The 20,595-nt window shown below is 33.3% G+C and carries 17 protein-coding genes and 18 tRNA genes; 31 read left to right on the top strand and 4 right to left on the bottom strand.

What is annotated here, in order from left to right:
- The first annotated feature begins 1 nt into the window (after position 1).
- From LQ694_RS02335 to LQ694_RS02250, 18 genes are all read left to right on the top strand, one after another.
- A tRNA-Leu gene (locus LQ694_RS02335) sits at positions 2 to 90 on the top strand.
- Between the two features lie 9 nt (positions 91 to 99).
- A tRNA-Arg gene (locus tag LQ694_RS02330) sits at positions 100 to 173 on the top strand.
- Positions 174 to 191: 18 nt separating this feature from the next.
- Positions 192 to 265, top strand: a tRNA-Pro gene (locus LQ694_RS02325).
- A 25-nt stretch (positions 266 to 290) separates the two neighbouring features.
- Positions 291 to 366: transfer RNA gene (locus tag LQ694_RS02320), tRNA-Ala, on the top strand.
- Positions 367 to 386: 20 nt separating this feature from the next.
- Positions 387 to 460 (top strand) — tRNA-Met (locus tag LQ694_RS02315).
- Positions 461 to 496: 36 nt separating this feature from the next.
- Positions 497 to 570 (top strand) — tRNA-Ile (locus LQ694_RS02310).
- A gap of 12 nt (positions 571 to 582) precedes the next feature.
- A tRNA-Ser gene (locus LQ694_RS02305) sits at positions 583 to 675 on the top strand.
- A 26-nt stretch (positions 676 to 701) separates the two neighbouring features.
- A tRNA-Met gene (locus LQ694_RS02300) sits at positions 702 to 775 on the top strand.
- Between the two features lie 13 nt (positions 776 to 788).
- Positions 789 to 864 (top strand) — tRNA-Asp (locus tag LQ694_RS02295).
- A gap of 19 nt (positions 865 to 883) precedes the next feature.
- A tRNA-Phe gene (locus LQ694_RS02290) sits at positions 884 to 956 on the top strand.
- A 14-nt stretch (positions 957 to 970) separates the two neighbouring features.
- A tRNA-Thr gene (locus LQ694_RS02285) sits at positions 971 to 1,046 on the top strand.
- Between the two features lie 6 nt (positions 1,047 to 1,052).
- Positions 1,053 to 1,136: transfer RNA gene (locus LQ694_RS02280), tRNA-Tyr, on the top strand.
- An 18-nt stretch (positions 1,137 to 1,154) separates the two neighbouring features.
- A tRNA-Trp gene (locus LQ694_RS02275) sits at positions 1,155 to 1,228 on the top strand.
- Positions 1,229 to 1,230: 2 nt separating this feature from the next.
- Positions 1,231 to 1,303: transfer RNA gene (locus LQ694_RS02270), tRNA-His, on the top strand.
- Positions 1,304 to 1,318: 15 nt separating this feature from the next.
- Positions 1,319 to 1,390: transfer RNA gene (locus tag LQ694_RS02265), tRNA-Gln, on the top strand.
- 6 nt (positions 1,391 to 1,396) lie between these two features.
- Positions 1,397 to 1,471: transfer RNA gene (locus tag LQ694_RS02260), tRNA-Cys, on the top strand.
- Positions 1,472 to 1,482: 11 nt separating this feature from the next.
- A tRNA-Gly gene (locus LQ694_RS02255) sits at positions 1,483 to 1,557 on the top strand.
- A 152-nt stretch (positions 1,558 to 1,709) separates the two neighbouring features.
- Positions 1,710 to 1,794 (top strand) — tRNA-Leu (locus LQ694_RS02250).
- A gap of 55 nt (positions 1,795 to 1,849) precedes the next feature.
- On the opposite strand, the gene LQ694_RS02245 is transcribed toward LQ694_RS02250, so the two are convergent.
- Together LQ694_RS02245 and LQ694_RS02240 are read right to left on the bottom strand one after the other, a co-directional pair.
- Positions 1,850 to 2,065, bottom strand: a complete 216-nt coding sequence (locus LQ694_RS02245) for a hypothetical protein (RefSeq protein ID WP_065381363.1) — start codon at positions 2,063 to 2,065, stop codon at positions 1,850 to 1,852.
- 60 nt (positions 2,066 to 2,125) lie between these two features.
- Positions 2,126 to 3,091, bottom strand: a complete 966-nt coding sequence (locus tag LQ694_RS02240; protein WP_159314937.1) for a LacI family DNA-binding transcriptional regulator — start codon at positions 3,089 to 3,091, stop codon at positions 2,126 to 2,128.
- 90 nt (positions 3,092 to 3,181) lie between these two features.
- On the opposite strand from LQ694_RS02240, the gene LQ694_RS02235 reads away from it, so the two are divergent.
- A complete protein-coding gene (locus tag LQ694_RS02235) occupies positions 3,182 to 3,520 on the top strand; it encodes a nuclear transport factor 2 family protein (RefSeq protein ID WP_325167125.1) in 339 nt (112 codons plus the stop codon).
- Between the two features lie 28 nt (positions 3,521 to 3,548).
- Here LQ694_RS02235 and LQ694_RS02230 read toward each other — a convergent pair whose 3' ends face one another.
- A complete protein-coding gene (locus LQ694_RS02230; protein ID WP_218697374.1) occupies positions 3,549 to 4,499 on the bottom strand; it encodes a LacI family DNA-binding transcriptional regulator in 951 nt (316 codons plus the stop codon).
- A 160-nt stretch (positions 4,500 to 4,659) separates the two neighbouring features.
- On the opposite strand from LQ694_RS02230, the gene LQ694_RS02225 reads away from it, so the two are divergent.
- Genes LQ694_RS02225 through uxaC form a run of 4 tightly spaced genes read left to right on the top strand, consistent with a single transcriptional unit; the run spans position 4,660 to position 8,859 of the window.
- A complete protein-coding gene (locus tag LQ694_RS02225; protein ID WP_218697375.1) occupies positions 4,660 to 5,661 on the top strand; it encodes a TRAP transporter substrate-binding protein in 1,002 nt (333 codons plus the stop codon).
- Positions 5,654 to 6,142, top strand: coding sequence for a TRAP transporter small permease (locus LQ694_RS02220; protein ID WP_096791759.1), 489 nt, complete (start codon positions 5,654 to 5,656; stop codon positions 6,140 to 6,142). Before LQ694_RS02225 ends, LQ694_RS02220 begins: the two co-directional genes overlap by 8 nt.
- Positions 6,142 to 7,437 carry a TRAP transporter large permease gene (locus LQ694_RS02215; protein WP_239771801.1) on the top strand — a complete coding sequence of 432 codons (1,296 nt, stop codon included), beginning with the start codon at positions 6,142 to 6,144 and terminating at the stop codon, positions 7,435 to 7,437. The genes LQ694_RS02220 and LQ694_RS02215 overlap by 1 nt, the downstream gene beginning before the upstream one ends.
- A gap of 15 nt (positions 7,438 to 7,452) precedes the next feature.
- Positions 7,453 to 8,859, top strand: coding sequence for a glucuronate isomerase (gene uxaC, locus LQ694_RS02210; protein WP_065381358.1), 1,407 nt, complete (start codon positions 7,453 to 7,455; stop codon positions 8,857 to 8,859).
- A 43-nt stretch (positions 8,860 to 8,902) separates the two neighbouring features.
- Here the strand turns inward: uxaC and LQ694_RS02205 are convergent, their stop codons facing one another.
- On the bottom strand, positions 8,903 to 10,996 hold the full coding sequence (locus LQ694_RS02205; protein WP_231493093.1) for a glycoside hydrolase family 31 protein: 2,094 nt from the start codon (positions 10,994 to 10,996) through the stop codon (positions 8,903 to 8,905).
- Positions 10,997 to 11,136: 140 nt separating this feature from the next.
- Between LQ694_RS02205 and LQ694_RS02200 the strand changes: the two genes are divergently transcribed.
- The 8 genes from LQ694_RS02200 (at position 11,137) to queG (ending at position 20,592) form a co-directional block, all read left to right on the top strand.
- On the top strand, positions 11,137 to 12,189 hold the full coding sequence (locus tag LQ694_RS02200; RefSeq protein ID WP_058612568.1) for a PTS sugar transporter subunit IIC: 1,053 nt from the start codon (positions 11,137 to 11,139) through the stop codon (positions 12,187 to 12,189).
- Positions 12,190 to 12,645: 456 nt separating this feature from the next.
- Positions 12,646 to 13,644, top strand: a complete 999-nt coding sequence (locus LQ694_RS02195) for a D-2-hydroxyacid dehydrogenase (protein ID WP_065381356.1) — start codon at positions 12,646 to 12,648, stop codon at positions 13,642 to 13,644.
- Positions 13,645 to 13,741: 97 nt separating this feature from the next.
- Entirely contained in the window at positions 13,742 to 15,205 is a 1,464-nt protein-coding gene (locus tag LQ694_RS02190; RefSeq protein WP_070368830.1) for an ABC transporter substrate-binding protein/permease, read from the top strand.
- Positions 15,198 to 15,923 (top strand): amino acid ABC transporter ATP-binding protein, encoded by a 726-nt coding sequence (locus LQ694_RS02185; RefSeq protein ID WP_048539832.1) that lies wholly within the window; start codon positions 15,198 to 15,200, stop codon positions 15,921 to 15,923. The genes LQ694_RS02190 and LQ694_RS02185 overlap by 8 nt, the downstream gene beginning before the upstream one ends.
- A gap of 25 nt (positions 15,924 to 15,948) precedes the next feature.
- Entirely contained in the window at positions 15,949 to 16,983 is a 1,035-nt protein-coding gene (gene argC / locus LQ694_RS02180) for an N-acetyl-gamma-glutamyl-phosphate reductase (RefSeq protein ID WP_218697377.1), read from the top strand.
- A gap of 15 nt (positions 16,984 to 16,998) precedes the next feature.
- Positions 16,999 to 18,237 (top strand): bifunctional glutamate N-acetyltransferase/amino-acid acetyltransferase ArgJ, encoded by a 1,239-nt coding sequence (gene argJ, locus LQ694_RS02175; RefSeq protein ID WP_218697378.1) that lies wholly within the window; start codon positions 16,999 to 17,001, stop codon positions 18,235 to 18,237.
- A gap of 14 nt (positions 18,238 to 18,251) precedes the next feature.
- Positions 18,252 to 19,013: an acetylglutamate kinase gene (gene argB / locus LQ694_RS02170; protein ID WP_049320866.1), complete on the top strand. Its 762-nt coding sequence runs from the start codon at positions 18,252 to 18,254 to the stop codon at positions 19,011 to 19,013.
- Between the two features lie 451 nt (positions 19,014 to 19,464).
- The gene (queG, locus tag LQ694_RS02165; RefSeq protein WP_048539836.1) at positions 19,465 to 20,592 is read left to right on the top strand and encodes a tRNA epoxyqueuosine(34) reductase QueG; all 1,128 of its coding nucleotides are present in this window, start codon (positions 19,465 to 19,467) and stop codon (positions 20,590 to 20,592) included.
- Positions 20,593 to 20,595: the final 3 nt, after the last annotated feature.

Genomic DNA, 20,595 nt, shown 5'->3' with positions numbered 1-20,595 from the left:
TGCCGGGGTGGCGGAACTGGCAGACGCACAGGACTTAAAATCCTGCGGTAAGTGATTACCGTACCGGTTCGATTCCGGTCCTCGGCACCATATTAATATGCGCCCGTAGCTCAATTGGATAGAGCGTTTGACTACGGATCAAGAGGCTAGGGGTTCGACTCCTCTCGGGCGCGTAATGACCATTTTGGTTACGGGAAGTAGCTCAGCTTGGTAGAGCACTTGGTTTGGGACCAAGGGGTCGCAGGTTCGAATCCTGTCTTCCCGACTCTTTAAAAATTTACATATTAAATGGGGGCTTAGCTCAGATGGGAGAGCGCCTGCTTTGCACGCAGGAGGTCAGCGGTTCGATCCCGCTAGTCTCCACCATTTAAAAATAATATCATTATGGCGGCGTAGCTCAGCTGGCTAGAGCGTACGGTTCATACCCGTGAGGTCGGGGGTTCGATCCCCTCCGCCGCCATTAAAATTTTCAATATGAATACATATTTTAAATTTTGGACCTTTAGCTCAGTTGGTCAGAGCAAACGGCTCATAACCGTTGGGTCGCAGGTTCGAGTCCTGCAAGGTCCATACTTATATATTGGAGGAATACCCAAGTCCGGCTGAAGGGATCGGTCTTGAAAACCGACAGGGGCTTAACGGCTCGCGGGGGTTCGAATCCCTCTTCCTCCGCCATTATATTTGTAACTTAATATTATTATCGCGGGATGGAGCAGTTCGGTAGCTCGTCGGGCTCATAACCCGAAGGTCGGTGGTTCAAATCCGCCTCCCGCAATAGCTTTAATGATGGTCCCGTGGTGTAGCGGTTAACATGCCTGCCTGTCACGCAGGAGATCGCGGGTTCGATTCCCGTCGGGACCGCCATTTTTAAAAATTAATGTATGGCTCAGTAGCTCAGTCGGTAGAGCAAAGGACTGAAAATCCTTGTGTCGGCGGTTCGATTCCGTCCTGAGCCATCTTTTAACTTTTTGCCGGCCTAGCTCAACTGGTAGAGCAACTGACTTGTAATCAGTAGGTTGGGGGTTCAAGTCCTCTGGCCGGCACCATCTAACGGAGGGGTAGCGAAGTGGCTAAACGCGGCGGACTGTAAATCCGCTCCTTCGGGTTCGGCAGTTCGAATCTGCCCCCCTCCACCATTATTATTTTAATTTAATAGGGGCATAGTTCAACGGTAGAATAGAGGTCTCCAAAACCTTTGGTGTGGGTTCGATTCCTACTGCCCCTGCCATGGCGGCTGTGGCGAAGTGGTTAACGCATCGGATTGTGGTTCCGACACTCGTGGGTTCGATTCCCATCAGCCGCCCTTATTTTATATTAATGGGCTATAGCCAAGCGGTAAGGCAACGGACTTTGACTCCGTCACTCGCTGGTTCGAATCCAGCTAGCCCAGTAGTCTGGCGGCATAGCCAAGTGGTAAGGCCGAGGTCTGCAAAACCTCTATTCACCGGTTCAAATCCGGTTGCCGCCTCCATTAATAACTTTGCGGGAGTATTTCAACTTTTAGAATACATTCCTTCCCGGAATGAGATATAGGTGCAAGTCCTATCTTCCGCTCCATTATTATTATTAATACTGTTATTTATTAAAATGCGGGAGTATTTCAACTCTTAGAATACATTCCTTCCCGGAATGAGATATAGGTGTAAGTCCTATCTTCCGCTCCATTTATTTCTTCCATTGGGAAGATTTTTTTGTAGGATTTTTATTAAGCCGGTGTGGTGGAATTGGCAGACACGCGGGACTCAAAATCCCGTGTCCGTTGAGGACGTGTCGGTTCGAACCCGACCACCGGTATATATAATTAATGAAAAAAGTCTTAAGCTATTAGCTTAAGACTTTTTTTGTTCTTTTAAAGTTTAATAATATAATCAATTTTCTTATCTTTATACATTTTACTTCTTGTCATTACTTGAGGGATATCATATTTGTTTTTCATACTAATTGCTTTTGATAGGCTCTCATCAGTACAAGCGACAATATCAATATTAGTAGTGTGTTGAAGTATTTCTACATAAATTTCTGAAGTAATATTACAACCATCAATACCAACTTTTTGTTTGTTCATTTTAATTACCCCCTAATTTTTGTGATTGATTAAAGGATAATCTATGAAATGCATTTCATGTCAATGGTTTAATTTAAATACTGAGTTTCTTTTAATAAGTTTTGTTTCAAATAAATAGTTATTCAGTTTATCTTCATATAGTTGATTAAACAAACTTTTACCAATTTGAAAGAGGGGAATCTCTATTGTAGTAAGGTTCAGCAACTTAGATATTTTATGATTTTCAAACCCAATGATAGATATGTTTTTCTTCTTTTCTTCATTTAAACTAATAAACAATCCAGCAGCTGTGTTATCTCCAGAAACAACAATTGCTGTTGGTGTATTTTCTTTATTTTCAATTTCCTGTGCGAGTCTTTGACCATCTTCTAATAATACAAAATTCTCATATATATCTTGATCATTGTAAGTTATAGAATTCTCACTGCAAAAGTCTTTATATGCTTGTATTCTTAAAATTGAACTAGTGCTATTTCTTCTATTTATGGCACATGCAATATGTCTATGTCCATTATTGTATAGATGATTTAATGCTTGTTTGAAGGCATTATAGTGATCAATATATGTAGTTCTAAATTTAGAGTTTGAAATATTTTCGAATATAGAAATTGGACCATACTCTATGTACTGTTCAACTATATTTAATGAAATATTCCTTGAACATATAATAAGTGCGTCTATTTGTTTTAATTTTAGCATTTCCAAAGCGTCAATTTCTTGATCAGTATCGTAGGCAGTTTGGAACAAAACAATTTTTTTGTTTGATTTAATCGCTTCTTCAGAAATACCTTGTAATAACTGTGAAAAGTAGGGGTGATTAGAGAATGGCAAAACGACACCTATTAAATTTGTTTTGCCTTTTTTTAAATGAATTGCATTGATATTTGGTATATAATTTAATTCTTCTATAGTATCAAGTACTTTTTGTCTTTTTTCTTCATTAACATAAGGGTGGTTGTTAATTACTCGTGATACGGTACTTGGTGAAACGCCAGCTCGTTTAGCTACTTCTTTTAAATTTGTCATTTGCATACCCCCTCGATTATACTTATTACTATGTTATTATTTTAGCATATAAGTGAAACTATATTTACAAAGATAAAGTAGGTGTAATTTATTAAACAGCAATTTTATGAATTAGAATGTGCACATTTGGATGCTAGTAATAGAAAGGATAAGTCGTATATCTTAAATTTACTTGATGATGATTTTAAAGAAATAGGTAAGTCTGGCAGAATGATTTATAAACGTGATATTGAAGAGGGCACTTTACATACATTTGATTATGAGATTTCGGATTTTATAGTTGAAAAAATCCAAAAAGGTAATGTACTAACGACTTATGAATTAAACAATAAAACTGATCATATAACAACTAAACGGAGTACATTATGGATTAGAAAACAATCTGAGTGGAAGATGAGATTCCATCAAGGAACAATAGTAAAAAAATGACTACAAAATTGTAGTCATTTTTTTGTCTTTATTTCCGCTTTACTAATTCAGGCTCAAGATGATAGACATCTGTTTGATTTTCCTTATATTCAATTGCATTGATAAGGATATAAACTAATGTTTCAGCAATTTTCTTAGTAGGGACACCGACTGAATGAATCACAGTATCCATATGGTCAAATTGAGGTACATTGTCGTATGAGTATACAATATGTTGATCTAGTGAATCTTTTAAAGTGTGCACGAGTCCTAAAGTAATATCGTAACTTCCGCAAATGATACCTTTTGGCAACTTATGATTGGTTAAATATGACTTTAATGCAAAAAATGTATCTTCAGCAGATAGTCCTTTTGAATCAATCATATTATATTCAAGATTGTGCTCTTTACAATACCTTTCAAAAGTTTCTTTCTTTATAATTTGTCGAATATCATCGGTGTTGAGATCACCAATATAGCAAATATTTGTTATATTATTTTGCATTAAATCATCTAAAGAAAGAATCATTGCTTGTTTATGATTTACATTTACAATAGGATATTCGAGCTCTCGGTCTGTACCATAAGCTACTACTGGGATATTTGAACTAATGATACTTGGTAGGGTAGAAGCTTCACCTTCATCAAATACGATGATGCCATCAAAACGTAATTCTAAAAATTTATGTGCAGCAGTTTCCACATCATCGATTGATACTGACATAAAATATCCAGTATTCTTTAAAAAGTTATTGATTTCTGAAACAAGAGTTGAAACTGCAACTCTGTCTACTGATGGCCAAATGAGTCCAATTGTTTGGCTCTTGTTTGAGACTAAAGAGCGAGCGGAATTATTGGGAATATAATTCATTTCTTTTGCCTTTTGCTGTATGCGCTCTGTTGTTTCAGCAGTAACTAAAGGAGAATTTTTTAAAGCTTTACTTACTGTTGAATAACTAACACCACAGGCATTTGCTATGTCTTTTAATGTTACAGCCATGGGAGTCTCCTTTAAATATTATTTTCTATATTATACCATAAGCACACAATTTCTATAAATAACAACGTTGTTATTTTGTTTCATTTCATTTATACTTATCAATAAGAATTAAAGATGTAATCAAATTGATTACTTTTTTAGAATTAATGGGGGATGAGAGATGAAAAAAATTTTACTGTTAATTGTAAGCGTATTCACTGCTTTGTATGGATGTCAACAAAGTGACGCACAAGATAAAGATGTTAAGACTTTAACATTAGCACACAATCAATCAACAACACATCCAGTACATAAATCTTTAGAAGAATTTAAAAAAGAAGTAGAAAAAAAATCTCATGGTAAATTAAAGATTAAAATATATGCGAACGGACAACTTGGAAGTGAACGGGAAGCAATTGAGATGACACAAACAAATGCTATTCAATTTACAAAAGTGTCAGCAAGTGCACTTGAAAGTTTTTCTGAGTCGTATTCTTTATTTAGTATGCCATATCTATTTGAATCTCAAGATAGTTTCCGTTCTATTATGAAAAAACCTGAAGTACAAAATTCATTCTTTAATACGACAAAAGACAACGGGTTTGTAGGTATTACTTACTATGACGCAGGATTAAGAAATATTTATACAAAAGATAGAGAAATAAAGACGAATAAAGATTTACATGGTTTAAAAACACGTGTTCAACCTAGTAAAACAAGTGTTGAACTTATTAAATCATTAGGTGGTACACCAACACCAATGGCTTTTGGTGAAGTTTACACAGCACTTCAATCTGGTGTTATTGATGCGGCTGAGAATAATGAAACAGCATTGACTGACAATAAACATGGAGAAGTTGCAAAAAATTATTATAATACTGAGCATGCTATCGTTCCTGATATTTTAATTATGAACAAGGATGCATACAATGATTTATCGAAAGAAGAAAAAGGATGGATAAAAAGCGCAGCAAGATCATCTACTGAAAAGCATGAAGTCATCTGGGATAAAGCCATTAAAGAGGCAATTAAAACAGCTAAAGAAGATATGAATGTTAAGTTTCATGATGTAGATAAAACTTCTTTCAAAAAAGCTGTAAAACCTTTACAAGAAGAATTTAAAAATAATAAAGGAACTGAAAAACAATACAAATTGATTAAGGAGGCAGAACAAAATGAATAAATTAACACATTATATCGATAAAACTTTGCTTTCTGTGTCAGGTGTATTGGTAACAGTAATGGTCATTTTATCAGTTTGGCAAGTGATAACAAGATATATATTAAACACGCCAAGTACGACAAGTGAAGAAATCATTCGTTTCTTGTTAATTTGGTTTGCATTATTAAGTGCAGCATATGTATTTGGTAAGAAAAAGCATATCGCGATTTTATTTATTAGAGAAAAGTTTCCACTTAAAGCCCAGCTATTTATAGAAAGGCTGACGAATATCATTATTTTATTAGTTGCTTTAATTTTGATGATTTTTGGTGGTATTAAAATTGTTGCCCTTACATGGACTCAAATAGCGCCATCAACTGGTGTATCAATGGCATTAATGTATGGTGCATTACCAATTTCAGGACTCTTTATTGCTTTTTATTCAATACGAGGCATTATAACAAATGAGTTACCTGAAAATGATGAAGGCGGTGAAGTGTAATGACGACAATTGCTGGAATCGTATTATTTGTATCTTTAGCCGTATTTTTAGCTTTTGGTATTCCAATCGCTATTTCAATTATTTTAAGTTCATTATTAACGTTAATACTTATTTTCCCGTTTGATGTCACAATACTTACGGCTGCTCAAAGAATGATAACGGGTATTGATAACTTTACAATGCTTGCCATTCCGCTATTTGTACTTGCTGGAATATTGATGAATAACGGTGGTATTGCATTTCGATTAATTAACTTTGCGAAAGTATTAGTAGGTAGATTACCTGGTTCTTTAGCACATACGAATATTGTAGGGAATATGTTGTTTGGTTCGATTTCAGGATCAAGTGTTGCAGCTGCTGCAGCAATGGGTAGAATCATGACACCGATGGAAACAACACAAGGTTATAAAAAATCATATTCTGCAGCTGCTAATATTGCATCAGCCCCTTCAGGATTATTAATTCCACCAAGTTCATTGTTGATAGTCTATTCACTTGTAAGTGGTGGAACATCAATTGCTGCATTATTCATTGCTGGTTACGTTCCTGGAATCCTATGGGGTCTAGGTTGTATGGTTGTTGCTTACTTTTTAGCAAAAAAACATGGCTATCCAGTTTCTGAAAAAGTGAGTTGGAAAGATAAATTATTTTTAACTTTAGATGCCATTCCAAGTTTACTATTAATTATTATCGTAATCGGTGGTATTGTAGCTGGAATATTCACAGCAACAGAGGGTGCAGCCGTCGCAGTTCTATATGCATTTATACTGTCGCTTATCTATAAAAATTTAAAAATAAAAGATATACCTGCGATTATTATAGAAACGGTTGAAATTACAGGTATGATTTTATTCTTAATTACAGCATCTGCATTATTCTCACTCGTTATGAGTTTTACAGGATTACCAGAAGCAATTTCTGGCGGCATATTATCATTAACTGAAAATCCTATTTTATTATTACTGTTAATGAATTTAATTTTACTGATTGTTGGTACATTTATGGACATAACGCCAGCCGTACTTATATTCACACCAATTTTCTTACCAATTGCAGATAGTATCGGTTTAGACCCAATTCACTTCGGTATTGTGATTGCATTTAACTTATGTATTGGTAATATAACACCGCCAGTAGGTAGTGCGTTATTTGTTGGTAGTAGTGTTACAAATGTTCGAATTGAAAGTGTCATTAAGACATTAATACCATACTTTATTATTTTAATTATTCTATTGTTATTAATTACGTTCGTACCACAATTATCGTTATTCTTACCAAAATTACTTGGGCTATAGGAAAGGTGAGTATTTATGAGTTTAATTAAAGAAAATTTTATTGTTCAATCTGAAAAAGGGCAGGCTTTATACAATATAGCTAAAGATATACCAATTTTTGATTTTCATTGTCATCTTGATCCAAAAGAAATCTATGAGAATAAACCTTTTAATACGATTACTGAAGTTTGGCTAAAACATGATCATTATAAATGGCGTTTAATGCGCGCATTTGGAATAAATGAGTCGTATATTACAGGAGATAAATCCGACAAAGATAAATTCGATGCTTTTATAAGTTTATTGCCAAAAAGTATTATGAATCCGATGTATCACTGGTGTCATTTAGAGTTAGCAAGGTATTTCAACATCAATGAAAATTTGAATAAAATTGATAAAGATCAATTATATAATCAGTTAAATGATAGTTTACAACAACCAGAATTTCTTCCAAGAAAATTAATAGAAAGAAGCAACGTCCAAATCATTTGTACAACTGATGATCCGTGTGATGATTTGAAATATCATCAATTACTTCGTGAAGATAAGTCATTTGATGTTAAAGTATTACCAACATTTAGACCGGATCGTTATATCGCTTTAACGAAAGATAATGCAGAAGCAACTATTAAACAATTAGAAAATGCTACAGAATCAAAAATAAATCATTTGGAAGAATATATTAATGCGCTCAATGAACGAATTGAATACTTCCATCAAAATGGCGCAAGAAGTTCTGATCAAAGCTTTGCTAAAGTACTTAAAGTGGATGTAACTAGAGACCAAGCTGAACAGTATTTTGAAGAAATTAAACATGGTGAAGACTTAGATGAGGAAGATTTAAGTAGATTATCTGGATATATTTTAACTGAAGTAAGTAAAACGTATAAAAAATATAATTGGATTGTACAGTTTCATCTTGGACCAGTGAGAAATAATAATACATTACTGTTTGAAAAAGTTGGGGCAGATGCTGGATTTGATAGTGTAGGTGATATGCTCAGTTCTACTGATTTAAATAGATTTTTAGATCATTTAAGTCAAAATGATGCATTATCAGATACAATCATTTATCCTAATAATGCTAATGATCACTTAATGGTGCAAGCTACAGCTGGAAACTTTACTTCGGATAAAGTCAAAGTGCAGCTTGGTGCTGCATGGTGGTTCAATGATACTAAAGAAGGTATGGAACAACATTTAGTAGAATACGCAAATGTTGGATTATTATCTACTTTCGTTGGTATGTTAACTGATTCAAGAAGCTTATTATCATATACAAGACATGAATATTTTAGAAGAATTTTATGTGAAATGATTGGTAAACGTGTGGAAAGAGGAGAAATCATTGATGATGATGAAATTCTTATTGAAATCATTAAGGATATTTGCTTTAATAACGCCGTGTCTCTATATAATATCGAAGGCGAAGATGCTATATAATAATTAAGAACCTAAGACAGCATCGTCTTAGGTTCTTTTACATTTAGAACTTTAGATTTTCAATTGTTTTTAAATCATCTTGATAAACTGTTATCGTTGCGCCTTTTACTACAAATGTTGGAATATGTTGTAAAGTCGTTTTTACGGTTATTGTTTGACCATCTTTAAATTGTTCGCCGCTATGAAAATCAATCCAACCCTTGTTGTTGTTAGGTAAATAGACTGTTCTTTCTTGTTGAGCTTTTTCTACGATAGGGGCAATTAACATATGCTCACCTAACATAAATTCATTATTTTCTTCAAAAGTATTTATATCACTTTCAAATTGGTAAAAAGTAGGTCTAATAATTGGTTCATACGATTCATGTGCCTGTAAAACTAATGACTGAAGATATGGTTTAAGCTTTTCATGGAAGTGCATGGCTTGTTTAACTTCAGATAATACTTCTTGATGCATCCAAGGTTCATTTACAGTACCATCATCATTCCAGGAGTGGATTGAAAATCTCGGATAATAAGCACCACATTGTACCCATCTTAAAAATAATTCTGCTTCTGGTTTATCTCCAGAAAAACCGCCAATATCATGTCCGAAATTATAAACACCAGATAGACTTAAACCAATTGCCATAGCATTATTATATTTTAATGTATGCCAACTCGTATAGTTATCACCTGTCCAAGTTTGAACATATTTACTCATACCTGCTGCACCAGATCTACTAATGATATAAGGATATTCTTCTTTATGATATTGTTGTTGAATTTCTCTTGATGCTTTCATCATTAATATAGGCATAATTGCTTTATAATCTTGGAATTTTGATTCATTTCCGAAACCATTTACTAGAGCTTTATCATCCCAAATTTCGAATTCGTTATTATCATTCCATGTGCAATTGACATGATTAGATAATAATTGTTGTTCTATTTTTGATTGCCACCATTTAATAGTGTCTTTATTTGTAAAGTCTAAGTAGTATCCTTTTTCATCCCAAAATTGTACAAGAAGCGGTTTGCCATTCATATCTTTAATAAATCCATCTATGGATAATACTTCATCTAGTAAAGGATGATCTGTAAGTAGGGTAGGTTTAATATTCGCTACTAATTCTACATTTTTATCTGTATAAACTTTACCTAAAGATTTTGGGTCTTTAAATTTATCGTAATTCCAATTAAAAACGTATCTCTTATTTTGAATAGATGTATAACCTGATGAAAGGTGGAAAGATCTAATCGTTATATTATGTGAGTTACACTGATCTAGAAAAGATAACAGTCTTTCATCTGAATTTGGTAAATCTGTATATTGCATTGTTGAGCCAGAATATGACAAACTCCATTCAGGCATCAGTGTTGGTCTACCTGTTAAATGACTAAAACGCGTCGTTACTTGTTGAATAGTCGGACCGGCAATAACGTAATAATCAAGAAAATCTGACTTAGTTTCATAATATCTATAATGACCGTGATAATTATCTAACTCTTGTCCAAGGTCTACAATAGAGTCTTGATAATCATCGTAGAAGATACCAAATGATATATTTTCATCAGTTTTGTATGTGAGATAATAAGGAATATGTTTATAAAGAGGATCAGTCGTTTCAGCATTATAACCCATAGCATCTATATTCTTCATTCTGAATCGTCTGCCATGTTTATTCACTTTTCCACTTTTTTCTCCGAGTCCAAAATACATTTCATTTTTATCTCTATTTAAATAATGACAAGTCGGATGATTTTTTGATATTTGATGATGATAACTGCCTGTCTTACGGTCTTGCATGATTTTAATTTCTTTGTCAGATGAACTTAAATCATACCAACTACAATAGAAATCTTCTTTATCAATGACGAGTTTTAATAACTTTGTCTTAATTATAATATGGTGTTGCTCTTCTGAAATTTCATATTGAAGACATGAAAAGTTAGATTGATCGTATCTAGAGAGACCTTCAAACGGTAAGTCAGTGTCTCCAGGTGTAATGGTCCAAGTTGGTAAAGTGATCTCTTTCTCTGTAGAAGATTTAATATTGATTAAGTAATCTTCTAATATGCGGATTGTAAAGAAATGCTCGTTTTGCTTGTCACTGATTACAATTGTATTTTTATCTTGTGAAATCATATTAAACATGTAAATAGCCTCCTATAACAACGTTGTTATTTAAACTATTACATTAATATATACCAAAGTAAAGTAAAATAGTAAAAATAGCATTGTCTATGAAAATAAAGTCATATATCATTAATACATATGATTTCAGGAGGCTTTTTATGGATAAACATTTCACAGTAAAGGAATTTTTCTCTAATATTTTAAATGGTATAGGTGTAGGTATTGTTATAGCATTAATACCTAATGCCATACTAGGTGTGTTATTTAGTTATTTATCACAGTTTCATCCGCTATTAGAAATGTTTAATCAAGCATTATTACTCATGCAGTTTGCGATGAGTTTTATTATAGGAATCGTTGTAGCACATCAATTTAAATTCCAAGCTACTGATGCAGTTATGATTGGCGCTGCGGGATTAATAGGTTCAGGCGCTGTGAAAATACAAAATGGTCAATTTATATTTGTGAGTATAGGGGATGTCGTCAATTTAATCGTTGTGTTAATTATCAGTTGTTATTTGATGATTAAATTAAAAGGTAAATTTGGTTCTTTAGATATGTTGATTATGCCAATTATTATTTCAGTTGTCAGTGGATTTATAGGTATGCTGACACTTCCATATGTTAGTAATGTAACTAAAGGAATAGGCAAATTAATAGAACAATTTTCTACATTGAATCCTCTAATGATGTGTATATTGATCGCGATTACATATGCATTATTAATGGTAACGCCAATTTCAGTTGTCGCAATAGCTACTGCGGTCGGTTTAAACGGTTTAAGTTCAGGAGCTGGCAATATGGGTATTGTAGCAGCATGTGTGACTTTCTTAATGGGTTCATGGAAAGTAAACGAAAAAGGTATCAATATCGTACTTATAATCGGTGCTGCTAAAATGATGATTCCAGTATATTTCAAAAATCCTATCATCGCAGTACCATTAATCATAAATGGACTAATGAGTGGATTACTCACTTATTTCGTAGGGATAAAAGGTACACCAATGTCTACAGGATTTGGATATACAGGGTTTGTTGGACCAGCAAATGCATTGAAATTTATGGAAGGATCAGTATTCTTAAATATATTAATACTAGGCGTAGCATATTTCGTCATACCGTTTGTATTTGCATATATCGTACATAAAGTTTGTTTAAAAATACTTCCAAAATACAATCAAGAAATGTTTTTATTTAAAGAAAATAATTAGAATGAAGAAAAGGCTGAGACAAGAAAAATGTCTCAGCCTTTAAATTTGTCTGAATACTGGTGCCGTTATTAGCAAGTTTGGCGAGAAGTGCAAATACTGGTGTCGTTAAAAGCAGTTTTGGCAAGAGGTGCAAATAAGGAGATCAGTAATTACAATTCTCATTAGTTTTGTAATTAAGGCTGTCCATAGTAACACTTCAGCTGACTTTTGTAATTAACAACCCCGTTATAAACAAGTTTGGCAAGAAGTGTTCACAAGACCCTAGTTACGAACAAGTTTAGACAAAACTGTTCACAAGGACTCTATTAATAACACTTCTTGTTAGTTGTGTTATTAACCACACTGCATACCTACACTTTTAATTGTAAGAATATTATGAAAAAGAGATTGTTTGTTTTCATAAAGTGTTGTAGAATTAATCATTATTTATTTTATTGTGGAAAGGAAGTACGTGTTATGCGATTTAAATTATTTAATATAAGAGAAGATGAAAAGCCTTATGCATATCAATGGGGTCAAAATAATGGTCATGAAATTGAATGCACAGAAGAGGATTTAACTTTAGACAATGTACATACTTTATCATCTTTTGATGGTGTGAGTACTCAACAGTTATTTAAGTTTGATGACAGAATATATGAAGCGCTTAAAGATGTAGGTATTAAACAAATTGCTGGTCGTGCTGCTGGGTTTGATATGTTTAATTTAGCTGAAGCTGCTAAACATGATATAAAAATTACAAATATTCCTTCATACAGTCCAAATGCTATTGCGGAATTTGCAGTTTGTAGAGCTTTAGAATTAATAAGAAACATTAATAAAATAAATAAAAAACTAGCACATCAAGATTTTACTTGGGATGAAACAGTTATCGCTAAAGAACTAAGAAATATGACGGTACTGGTTATAGGTGTTGGTAGAATAGGTAAAGTGTCAGCACGATTATTTAAAGGATTTGGTGCGGAAGTTATCGGGTATGACCCTTATGACCAGTCGTTAAGCGATATTGAATATGTACAAAGTTTACAAGAAGGATTATCTAAAGCCGATTTAATCACATTACATGTTCCAGCAAATGAAGAAACGACACACATTATTAATGAAGAAACGATTAACTATATGAAAAATGGTGCATATTTAGTGAATACAGCTAGAGGTGCGACAGTGAAGACTATTGATGTCATTCAAGCATTAAATAGCGGTAAATTACATAGTGTCGCTTTAGATGTATATGAAAATGAGTTTGCATATTTCTCATATGATTATACAGACAAAGAAATTGAAGATCCTACTTTAAAAGAATTGATGTCACGTGACGATGTATTAATTTCACCTCATATTGCATTTTATACGCATACAGCCGTACAAAATATGGTTCAAATTTCATTGGAAAGTGCACTTGAAGTTATCACAACTGGATACAGTGAAAATGAAGTTCAACTAAGTAGAGTATGAATGAACGTTCGTTCATACTTTTTTTATAAAAAGCTATTGCATAAAATTTCATAAATGCGTATAATAATGAATATTATTAATTCAGGAGGTAACGAATTTGAAAAGAAATGTATTTACTAAAGTAGTTATAGCAACAATTTGTTTACTACTTACAATTCCTTATTTAGCCCCCATAAAGTCACAAGCTGCAGAAACTGATCAATGGGAAAAAGCTAAAGAACGAGGCGAGTTAAGAGTAGGATTATCAGCAGATTATGCACCTTATGAGTTTGAGCACACTAAAGATGGTGAACGTGAATATGCTGGGATAGATATAGAACTTGCTAAAAAAATTGCAAAAGACAATGATATTAAACTTAAGATTGTGAATATGCAATTTGATAGTTTACTAGGTGCTTTAAAAACTGGAAAAATCGATATGATTATTTCTGGTATGGCTCCAACTCCTGAGAGAAAGAAACAAGTTGATTTTTCTGATGATTATATGGAAGTTAATCAGAGAATGATTATACAGAAAAAAGATAAAGACAAATTAAAAACGATTGATGATTTTAAAGGAAAAATGGTCGGTGTACAAAAGCAAACGACTCAAGAAGAATTGGCAAAAACAGAAATGCCAGAATCTCAAGTTAGCTCATTAACGAGAGTACCGGAAGTTATTATGTCACTTAATTCTGGAAAAGTAGATGGCATGATTATTGAAGGGCCAGTTGCTGATGCGTACCTAGAGAAGAATCCTAATTTAACATATTCAGATGTAACATTTTCAGATGCAGACAAGACAACAGCTATTGCATTACCGAAAAATTCACCTGAATTAATGAAGAGAGTTAATAAGAGTGTTAAAGAAGTTCGTGACAATAATTTGATTAAAGACTATCAAGATAAAGCAACTGAAGCGATGTTCGATGATGGTTCTTTCTTCAGTAAATATGGTTCATATTTCTTACATGGTGTAGGTTATACGATATTATTATCATTCTTAGGTGTAGTAGCTGGGGCATTAATTGGTTGCTTCTTAGCACTTATGAAATTAAGTAATAGTAAAATATTTAAATCGATTGCTTCAGTTTACATTGAATTTATAAGAGGCACACCATTACTTGTTCAAGTATTTTTAGTTTATTTCGGTACAACAGCAGTACTTGGATTAGATTTATCAGCATTAATTTGTGGTATTATCGCACTCATCATTAACTGTAGTGCATATATTGCAGAAATTATTAGAGCTGGTATTAACGCAGTAGATAATGGCCAAATGGAAGCGGCTAGATCATTAGGATTAAATAAATCGCAAGCAATGACTAAAGTTATCTTGCCACAAGCAATTAAAAATATTTTACCTGCATTAGGTAATGAATTTGTAACAGTAATTAAAGAATCTTCTATAGTTTCTGTTATCGGCGTAAGTGAATTGATGTTTAATGCTCAAGTTGTTCAAGGGGCATCATTTGATCCATTTACACCATTATTAGTAGCAGCAGTATTGTACTTTATCTTAACGTTTACGTTATCTAGAGTGATGTACTTTGCTGAAAGGAGGTTTAGTGTAAGTGATTAAAGTTAACGATTTACACAAATCATTTGGTAAAAATGAAGTATTAAAAGGTATTAATTTAAATATTGAAAAAGGGGAAGTTGTTGCGATTATCGGCCCTTCTGGTAGTGGTAAAAGTACGCTTCTTAGATGTTTGAATTTATTAGAAGAACCTTCCTCTGGACAGATTGTATTTGAAAATAATGATTTAACAAATACTAAAGGTGCAAAGTTGGATCAATTAAGACAAAAAATGGGCATGGTTTTCCAAGGTTTTAATCTTTTTCCACATAAAAAAGTAATCGAAAATATTACACTAACACCTTTAACTTTGAAAAAAGGACAAAAATCCGAATTAGAAGATCAAGCTAAACAATTACTTCAAAAAGTTGGTCTAGAAGATAAAGCAGATGTTTATCCTTCTAAATTATCAGGTGGACAAAAGCAACGTGTAGCGATTGCTCGTGCGTTAGCGATGAACCCAGCAGTTATTTTATTTGATGAACCAACATCAGCATTAGACCCGGAAGTTGTTGGTGAAGTATTAAGTGTTATGAAAGATTTAGCCAAAGAAGGTATGACAATGGTCGTTGTAACACATGAAATGGGATTTGCTAAAAATGTCAGCGACCATGTGATTTTTATGGATGAAGGTATTGTTCAAGAAGAAGGTACACCTGAACAAATATTTGATAATCCTCAAAACGAAAGAACGAAACAATTTTTATCTAAAGTATTATAATACTAAAAATAGAAGAGGTGTTTTCGTGTTAGATATAGGTATAGTCGGTGGAAGTGGATACGGTGCAATAGAATTGATGAGATTATTAAATCAGCATAAAGAAGTGAACATCAAATATGTATTCTCACATTCGAAATCTGGTCAAGATATTAAGGAAACATATCCACATTTACAAAATAATATTATTGAACAATTCACAAGTTTAGATGTAGAAACAGTGCAATGTGATTTAATATTTTTTGCGACCCCCTCAAATGTGAGCAAGAATTTTATTCCTAAATTAATAGAACGTGGTATTAAAGTAATCGATTTATCTGGAGACTTTAGGTTAAAAGACCCCACAATTTATAAAAAATATTACGGAGAAAAGCCAGCTCCTCAGAGTGTATTGGATGAAGCGGTGTATAGCTTGCCTGAGTGGTCAAATGTGGATGGATTATCGACACAAATTATTGCAAACCCGGGTTGTTTCCCAACGGCAATACTCTTATCTTTACACCCTCTTTTAGAAAGTGACTTAATTAATAAAGACACGATTATAATAGACGCTAAAACTGGTGTTTCAGGTGCTGGTAGAACATTAAGTCAAAATGTTCATTTTGGCGAAGTAAATGAAAACTTTTCAGCTTATAAATTAGGATCCCATAAGCATACACCAGAAATTGAACAGTATTTATCACAAGTCTCGAAATCAGACATAAAAGTGACATTCACACCTCATCTCGTTCCTATGACAAGAGGTATATTGGCAACTATTTATGTAGATTTAAAAGATCAAACAAGTGAAGAAGCATTACATCAAATATATAAACAGAAATATGATGACAAACCATTTGTTCGTGTAAGAGACCTTGGCGAATTCCCTACAACAAAAGAAGTTCTAGGCAGTAATTACTGCGATATAGGTATTTATGTTGATGAAGACAGACAAAAAGCTATTATCGTTGCAGTTATAGATAATCTCGTTAAAGGTGCAAGTGGTCAAGCAATTCAGAACATGAATAGATTATTTGGATTTAATGAAGATGAAGGATTAAATTTATTACCAATATACCCATAGAATAGGAGGAATTTGATGTTAGATAAGACTGAAGAATTAATTGACTCTGAAATGATCATTATAGAAGAAGGTGATGTCGCATCACCTAAAGGATACATTGCTGGCGGCATGCATGTTGGTTTACGTAGAGAAAAGAAAGACTTTGGTTGGTTATATTCATCAGTTCCAGCTAATTGTGCAGCGGTATATACACAAAATGCTTTTAAAGCAGCCCCATTAAAAGTCACTGAAGAAAGTATTAATGTTGAACACAAACTTTCGGCAATTGTTATTAATTCTGCCATCGCAAATGCTTGTACAGGTCAAAGAGGTTTGGATGATGCAAAGCAAACTCAGAAATGGATTTCATCTAAACTACAACTACCTGAACATCAAATCGCAATTGCATCTACAGGCTTGATTGGTGAATTTTTACCTATGCAAAAAATTGAATATGGTGTGAATAATATTGATATTCTCAATAATGCGCATTCTTCTGATTTTAATGAAGCTATTTTAACAACTGATAAAGAGACTAAACATATAGCAGTACAAATTAAAATTGATGATGAAATTATTACGATTGGCGGTTCATGTAAAGGATCAGGCATGATTCATCCAAATATGGCTACAATGCTTGGCTTTATGACTACAGATGCAAATGTTGACTCTGAAGATTTGAATGACTTATTAAAAGAATCTGTTGATGAAACGTTTAATATGATTACAGTTGATGGTGATACAAGTACAAATGATATGGTTATACTTTTAGCTAACGGTGAAAGTGGCCAACATACATTAGCTAAATCACATCCAGAATGGGAGAAGTTCGCTCAAGCTGTCCAATATGTGAGTCAATATTTAGCTCAGAGTATTGCAAGAGATGGTGAAGGTGCGACGAAGCTAATCAAAGTTAATGTCAAAGGTGCTAAGACTAAAGCTCAAAATAGTGCAATTGCTAAAACAATTGTTGGTTCGAGTTTAGTGAAAACAGCGATACACGGTGCTGATCCAAACTTTGGAAGAATCGTAACTTCAATTGGTTATGCAGATCATACTGTAGATACTAACGAAGTAGACGTTTGGCTTTGTGGACATTTATTAGTCAGTAAAGGTATGAATGTATCATTTGATGAGTTAGATTTAAAAGCTAAGATGGAGCAAGATACAATTGAAATAGAAGCAAAAGTTGGAAATTCTCAGCATTCATCTACCGCTTTCGGATGCGATTTGAGCTATGATTACGTAAAAATTAATGCATTATATAGAACTTAATAGGAGGTCATTAAGTGAATTATGCAGTCATTAAAATTGGTGGAAGTGTATTAAGCAACTTAAGTCAAACGATAATAGAAGATATACTTACTTTAAAAAGTCAAAATTATATGCCAATCATCGTCCATGGTGGTGGACCGTTTATTAATAAACAACTAACTAAAATTGGTATCGAAAGTAAATTTGTAGATGGCTTACGTGTTACTGATGAAGAAGTGTTACTACAAACTTCAAGTACTTTGATAGGTGAGGTCAATCCACAAGTTGTGTTTCAAATTAATCAACATGACTCATTAGCATTAGGTATAAATGGCATTGATATGAATCTATTTGACATTAAACCATTAGATACTAAATATGGATTTGTAGCAGAATGTACATCCGTTAATAAAGAAACACTGGCTAATATATGTTCGAACAGTATTCCCGTTATCGCACCAATTGGTATCGATAGAAATACTGGTCAAAGATATAATATTAATGCAGATAGCCTTGCATATAAAATAGCGAGTGAAATGGAAGGCGACTTATTCTTAATAAGTGATATTCCAGGTGTACTGATTAAAGATGAAGTACAAAGTCATTTAAGTATAAATGATATTCATAATTATATAGAAACAACTGAAATATATGGAGGTATGATCCCTAAAGTTACTGGCGCAATTTCTGCAATAAAAGAAGGCTGTAAAAGCGTCAAGATTATTTCAGGATCATCAGACCATGCATTATTAAAAAGTTCTCATTCAAATAAAATAGGTACAACAATTACATTATAAATTAAAAAATCCGACAGCGTTTTTGAGCACTGTCGGATTTTTTGTTCGCTTATTAGCAGATTTGGTTAGAAGTGCAAATACTGAGTGTCGTTATTAGCAGATTGGGTTAGAAGTGCAAATAACGAGTGTCTTGTTTACATTTCTCAGGACTTTTGTAATTATGGCTATCCATAGTAACAGTTCGGCCGAGTTTTGTAACTAACACCCTCGTTATGAACAAGTTTGGGCAGAAGTGTTCACAAGAACCCCATTATGAACAAGTTTAGCCAGAAGTGTTCATAACAGCCCCCACCTCAAACAAGCTAAATACTGAATTGTCATACCATTTGCCATGGAGTATATGATAGCAATTTTTTATATACTTATTTAATTGAATTAATACGAATAACGTAAATTTATTTATTAAATGTGTTAAAATGTATTAGCATGTTTGATAGTGAGGTGAATAAATTTGAATTTAGATCAATTGAAGCAAGAAGTGATAGATTATGCACATTCTATTGGTATTGATAGTATTGGATTTACAACTGCTGATCCTTTTGATGAATTAAAGAAAAAGTTAGAAGATTATCATTCTAAAGGATATGCTTCTGGGTTTGAAGAAAGTGATATTGAGTTAAGAACAGTCCCTAAATTATCATTACCATCTGCTCGCTCAATTATAGCAATTGCTGTAGGGTATCCGAATAAATTAAAGGGTGCTCCTAAAAGTGTTAGAGGAGATAGAAGAGGCATGTTTGCGCGTGCTTCATGGGGCCAAGATTATCATACAATTATGAGAAATCGCCTTGATAAACTCAGTTTATTCCTAAAAGAAAAAGTACCTGATGTAGAAATTAAATCAATGGTCGATACTGGTGTCTTGTCTGACCGTTCAGTAGCTGAAAGAGCTGGGTTAGGATTTGCAGGTAAAAATGGATTTATTATTAATGAAGAACTAGGTACTTGGAGTTATCTTGGTGAAATGTTAGTCAGCATTCCATTTAAACCTGATGATCCAGTTATTGATAGTTGTGGTGATTGTAACATTTGTGTTGATAGATGTCCGACAGGTGCATTAGTAGGTAATGGTCAATTAAATAGTCAAAAATGTATCAGCTTTTTAACACAAACAAAAGGTTATTTAAAAGATGAATACCGCTATAAAATAGGGAATCGTTTATACGGATGTGACACATGCCAACAAGTATGCCCACGAAATAGAGGTATTAATACTGAACATGACGACATTATATTAGAACCTGAGGTACTAAAACCTAGACTTGTACCACTACTCAAAATGTCTAATAAAGAATTTAAAAATACTTATGGACATTTAGCTGGAGCATGGAGAGGTAAAAAGCCGATTCAACGAAATGCTATTGTCGCACTTGCTCACTTTAATGAAGAAAGTGCAATACCTGATTTAAAAGATGTTGCGTTAACAGATCCGCGACCAATGATAAGAGGTACTGCGTTTTGGGCTATCGGTCAAATACAAGGTGAAGAGGCAAGACCATTCATTATGTCACACTATGAACGTGAAATAGAAGAAGTCCAAGAAGAAATGATAAAAGGATTAGAGATTAGGAGAAAATAAATT

Origin of the sequence: Mammaliicoccus sp. P-M58 (genome assembly GCF_022386165.1) — a bacterium.
Lineage (GTDB): Bacteria > Bacillota > Bacilli > Staphylococcales > Staphylococcaceae > Mammaliicoccus > Mammaliicoccus sciuri.
The sequence above is the reverse complement of the archived record's forward strand: the minus strand, read 5'-3'. Positions and strand labels throughout refer to the sequence as shown.

What these genes read in the sequence shown, in the direction of transcription:
- LQ694_RS02245 (WP_065381363.1), bottom strand. Translation starts at nt 2,065, where the DNA reads ATGAACAAACAAAAAGTTGGTATTGATGGTTGTAATATTACTTCAGAA.
- LQ694_RS02240 (WP_159314937.1), bottom strand. Translation starts at nt 3,091, where the DNA reads ATGACAAATTTAAAAGAAGTAGCTAAACGAGCTGGCGTTTCACCAAGT.
- LQ694_RS02230 (WP_218697374.1), bottom strand. Translation starts at nt 4,499, where the DNA reads ATGGCTGTAACATTAAAAGACATAGCAAATGCCTGTGGTGTTAGTTAT.
- LQ694_RS02225 (WP_218697375.1), top strand. Translation starts at nt 4,660, where the DNA reads ATGAAAAAAATTTTACTGTTAATTGTAAGCGTATTCACTGCTTTGTAT.
- LQ694_RS02220 (WP_096791759.1), top strand. Translation starts at nt 5,654, where the DNA reads ATGAATAAATTAACACATTATATCGATAAAACTTTGCTTTCTGTGTCA.
- LQ694_RS02215 (WP_239771801.1), top strand. Translation starts at nt 6,142, where the DNA reads ATGACGACAATTGCTGGAATCGTATTATTTGTATCTTTAGCCGTATTT.
- uxaC (WP_065381358.1), top strand. Translation starts at nt 7,453, where the DNA reads ATGAGTTTAATTAAAGAAAATTTTATTGTTCAATCTGAAAAAGGGCAG.
- LQ694_RS02205 (WP_231493093.1), bottom strand. Translation starts at nt 10,996, where the DNA reads ATGTTTAATATGATTTCACAAGATAAAAATACAATTGTAATCAGTGAC.
- LQ694_RS02200 (WP_058612568.1), top strand. Translation starts at nt 11,137, where the DNA reads ATGGATAAACATTTCACAGTAAAGGAATTTTTCTCTAATATTTTAAAT.
- LQ694_RS02195 (WP_065381356.1), top strand. Translation starts at nt 12,646, where the DNA reads ATGCGATTTAAATTATTTAATATAAGAGAAGATGAAAAGCCTTATGCA.
- argJ (WP_218697378.1), top strand. Translation starts at nt 16,999, where the DNA reads ATGTTAGATAAGACTGAAGAATTAATTGACTCTGAAATGATCATTATA.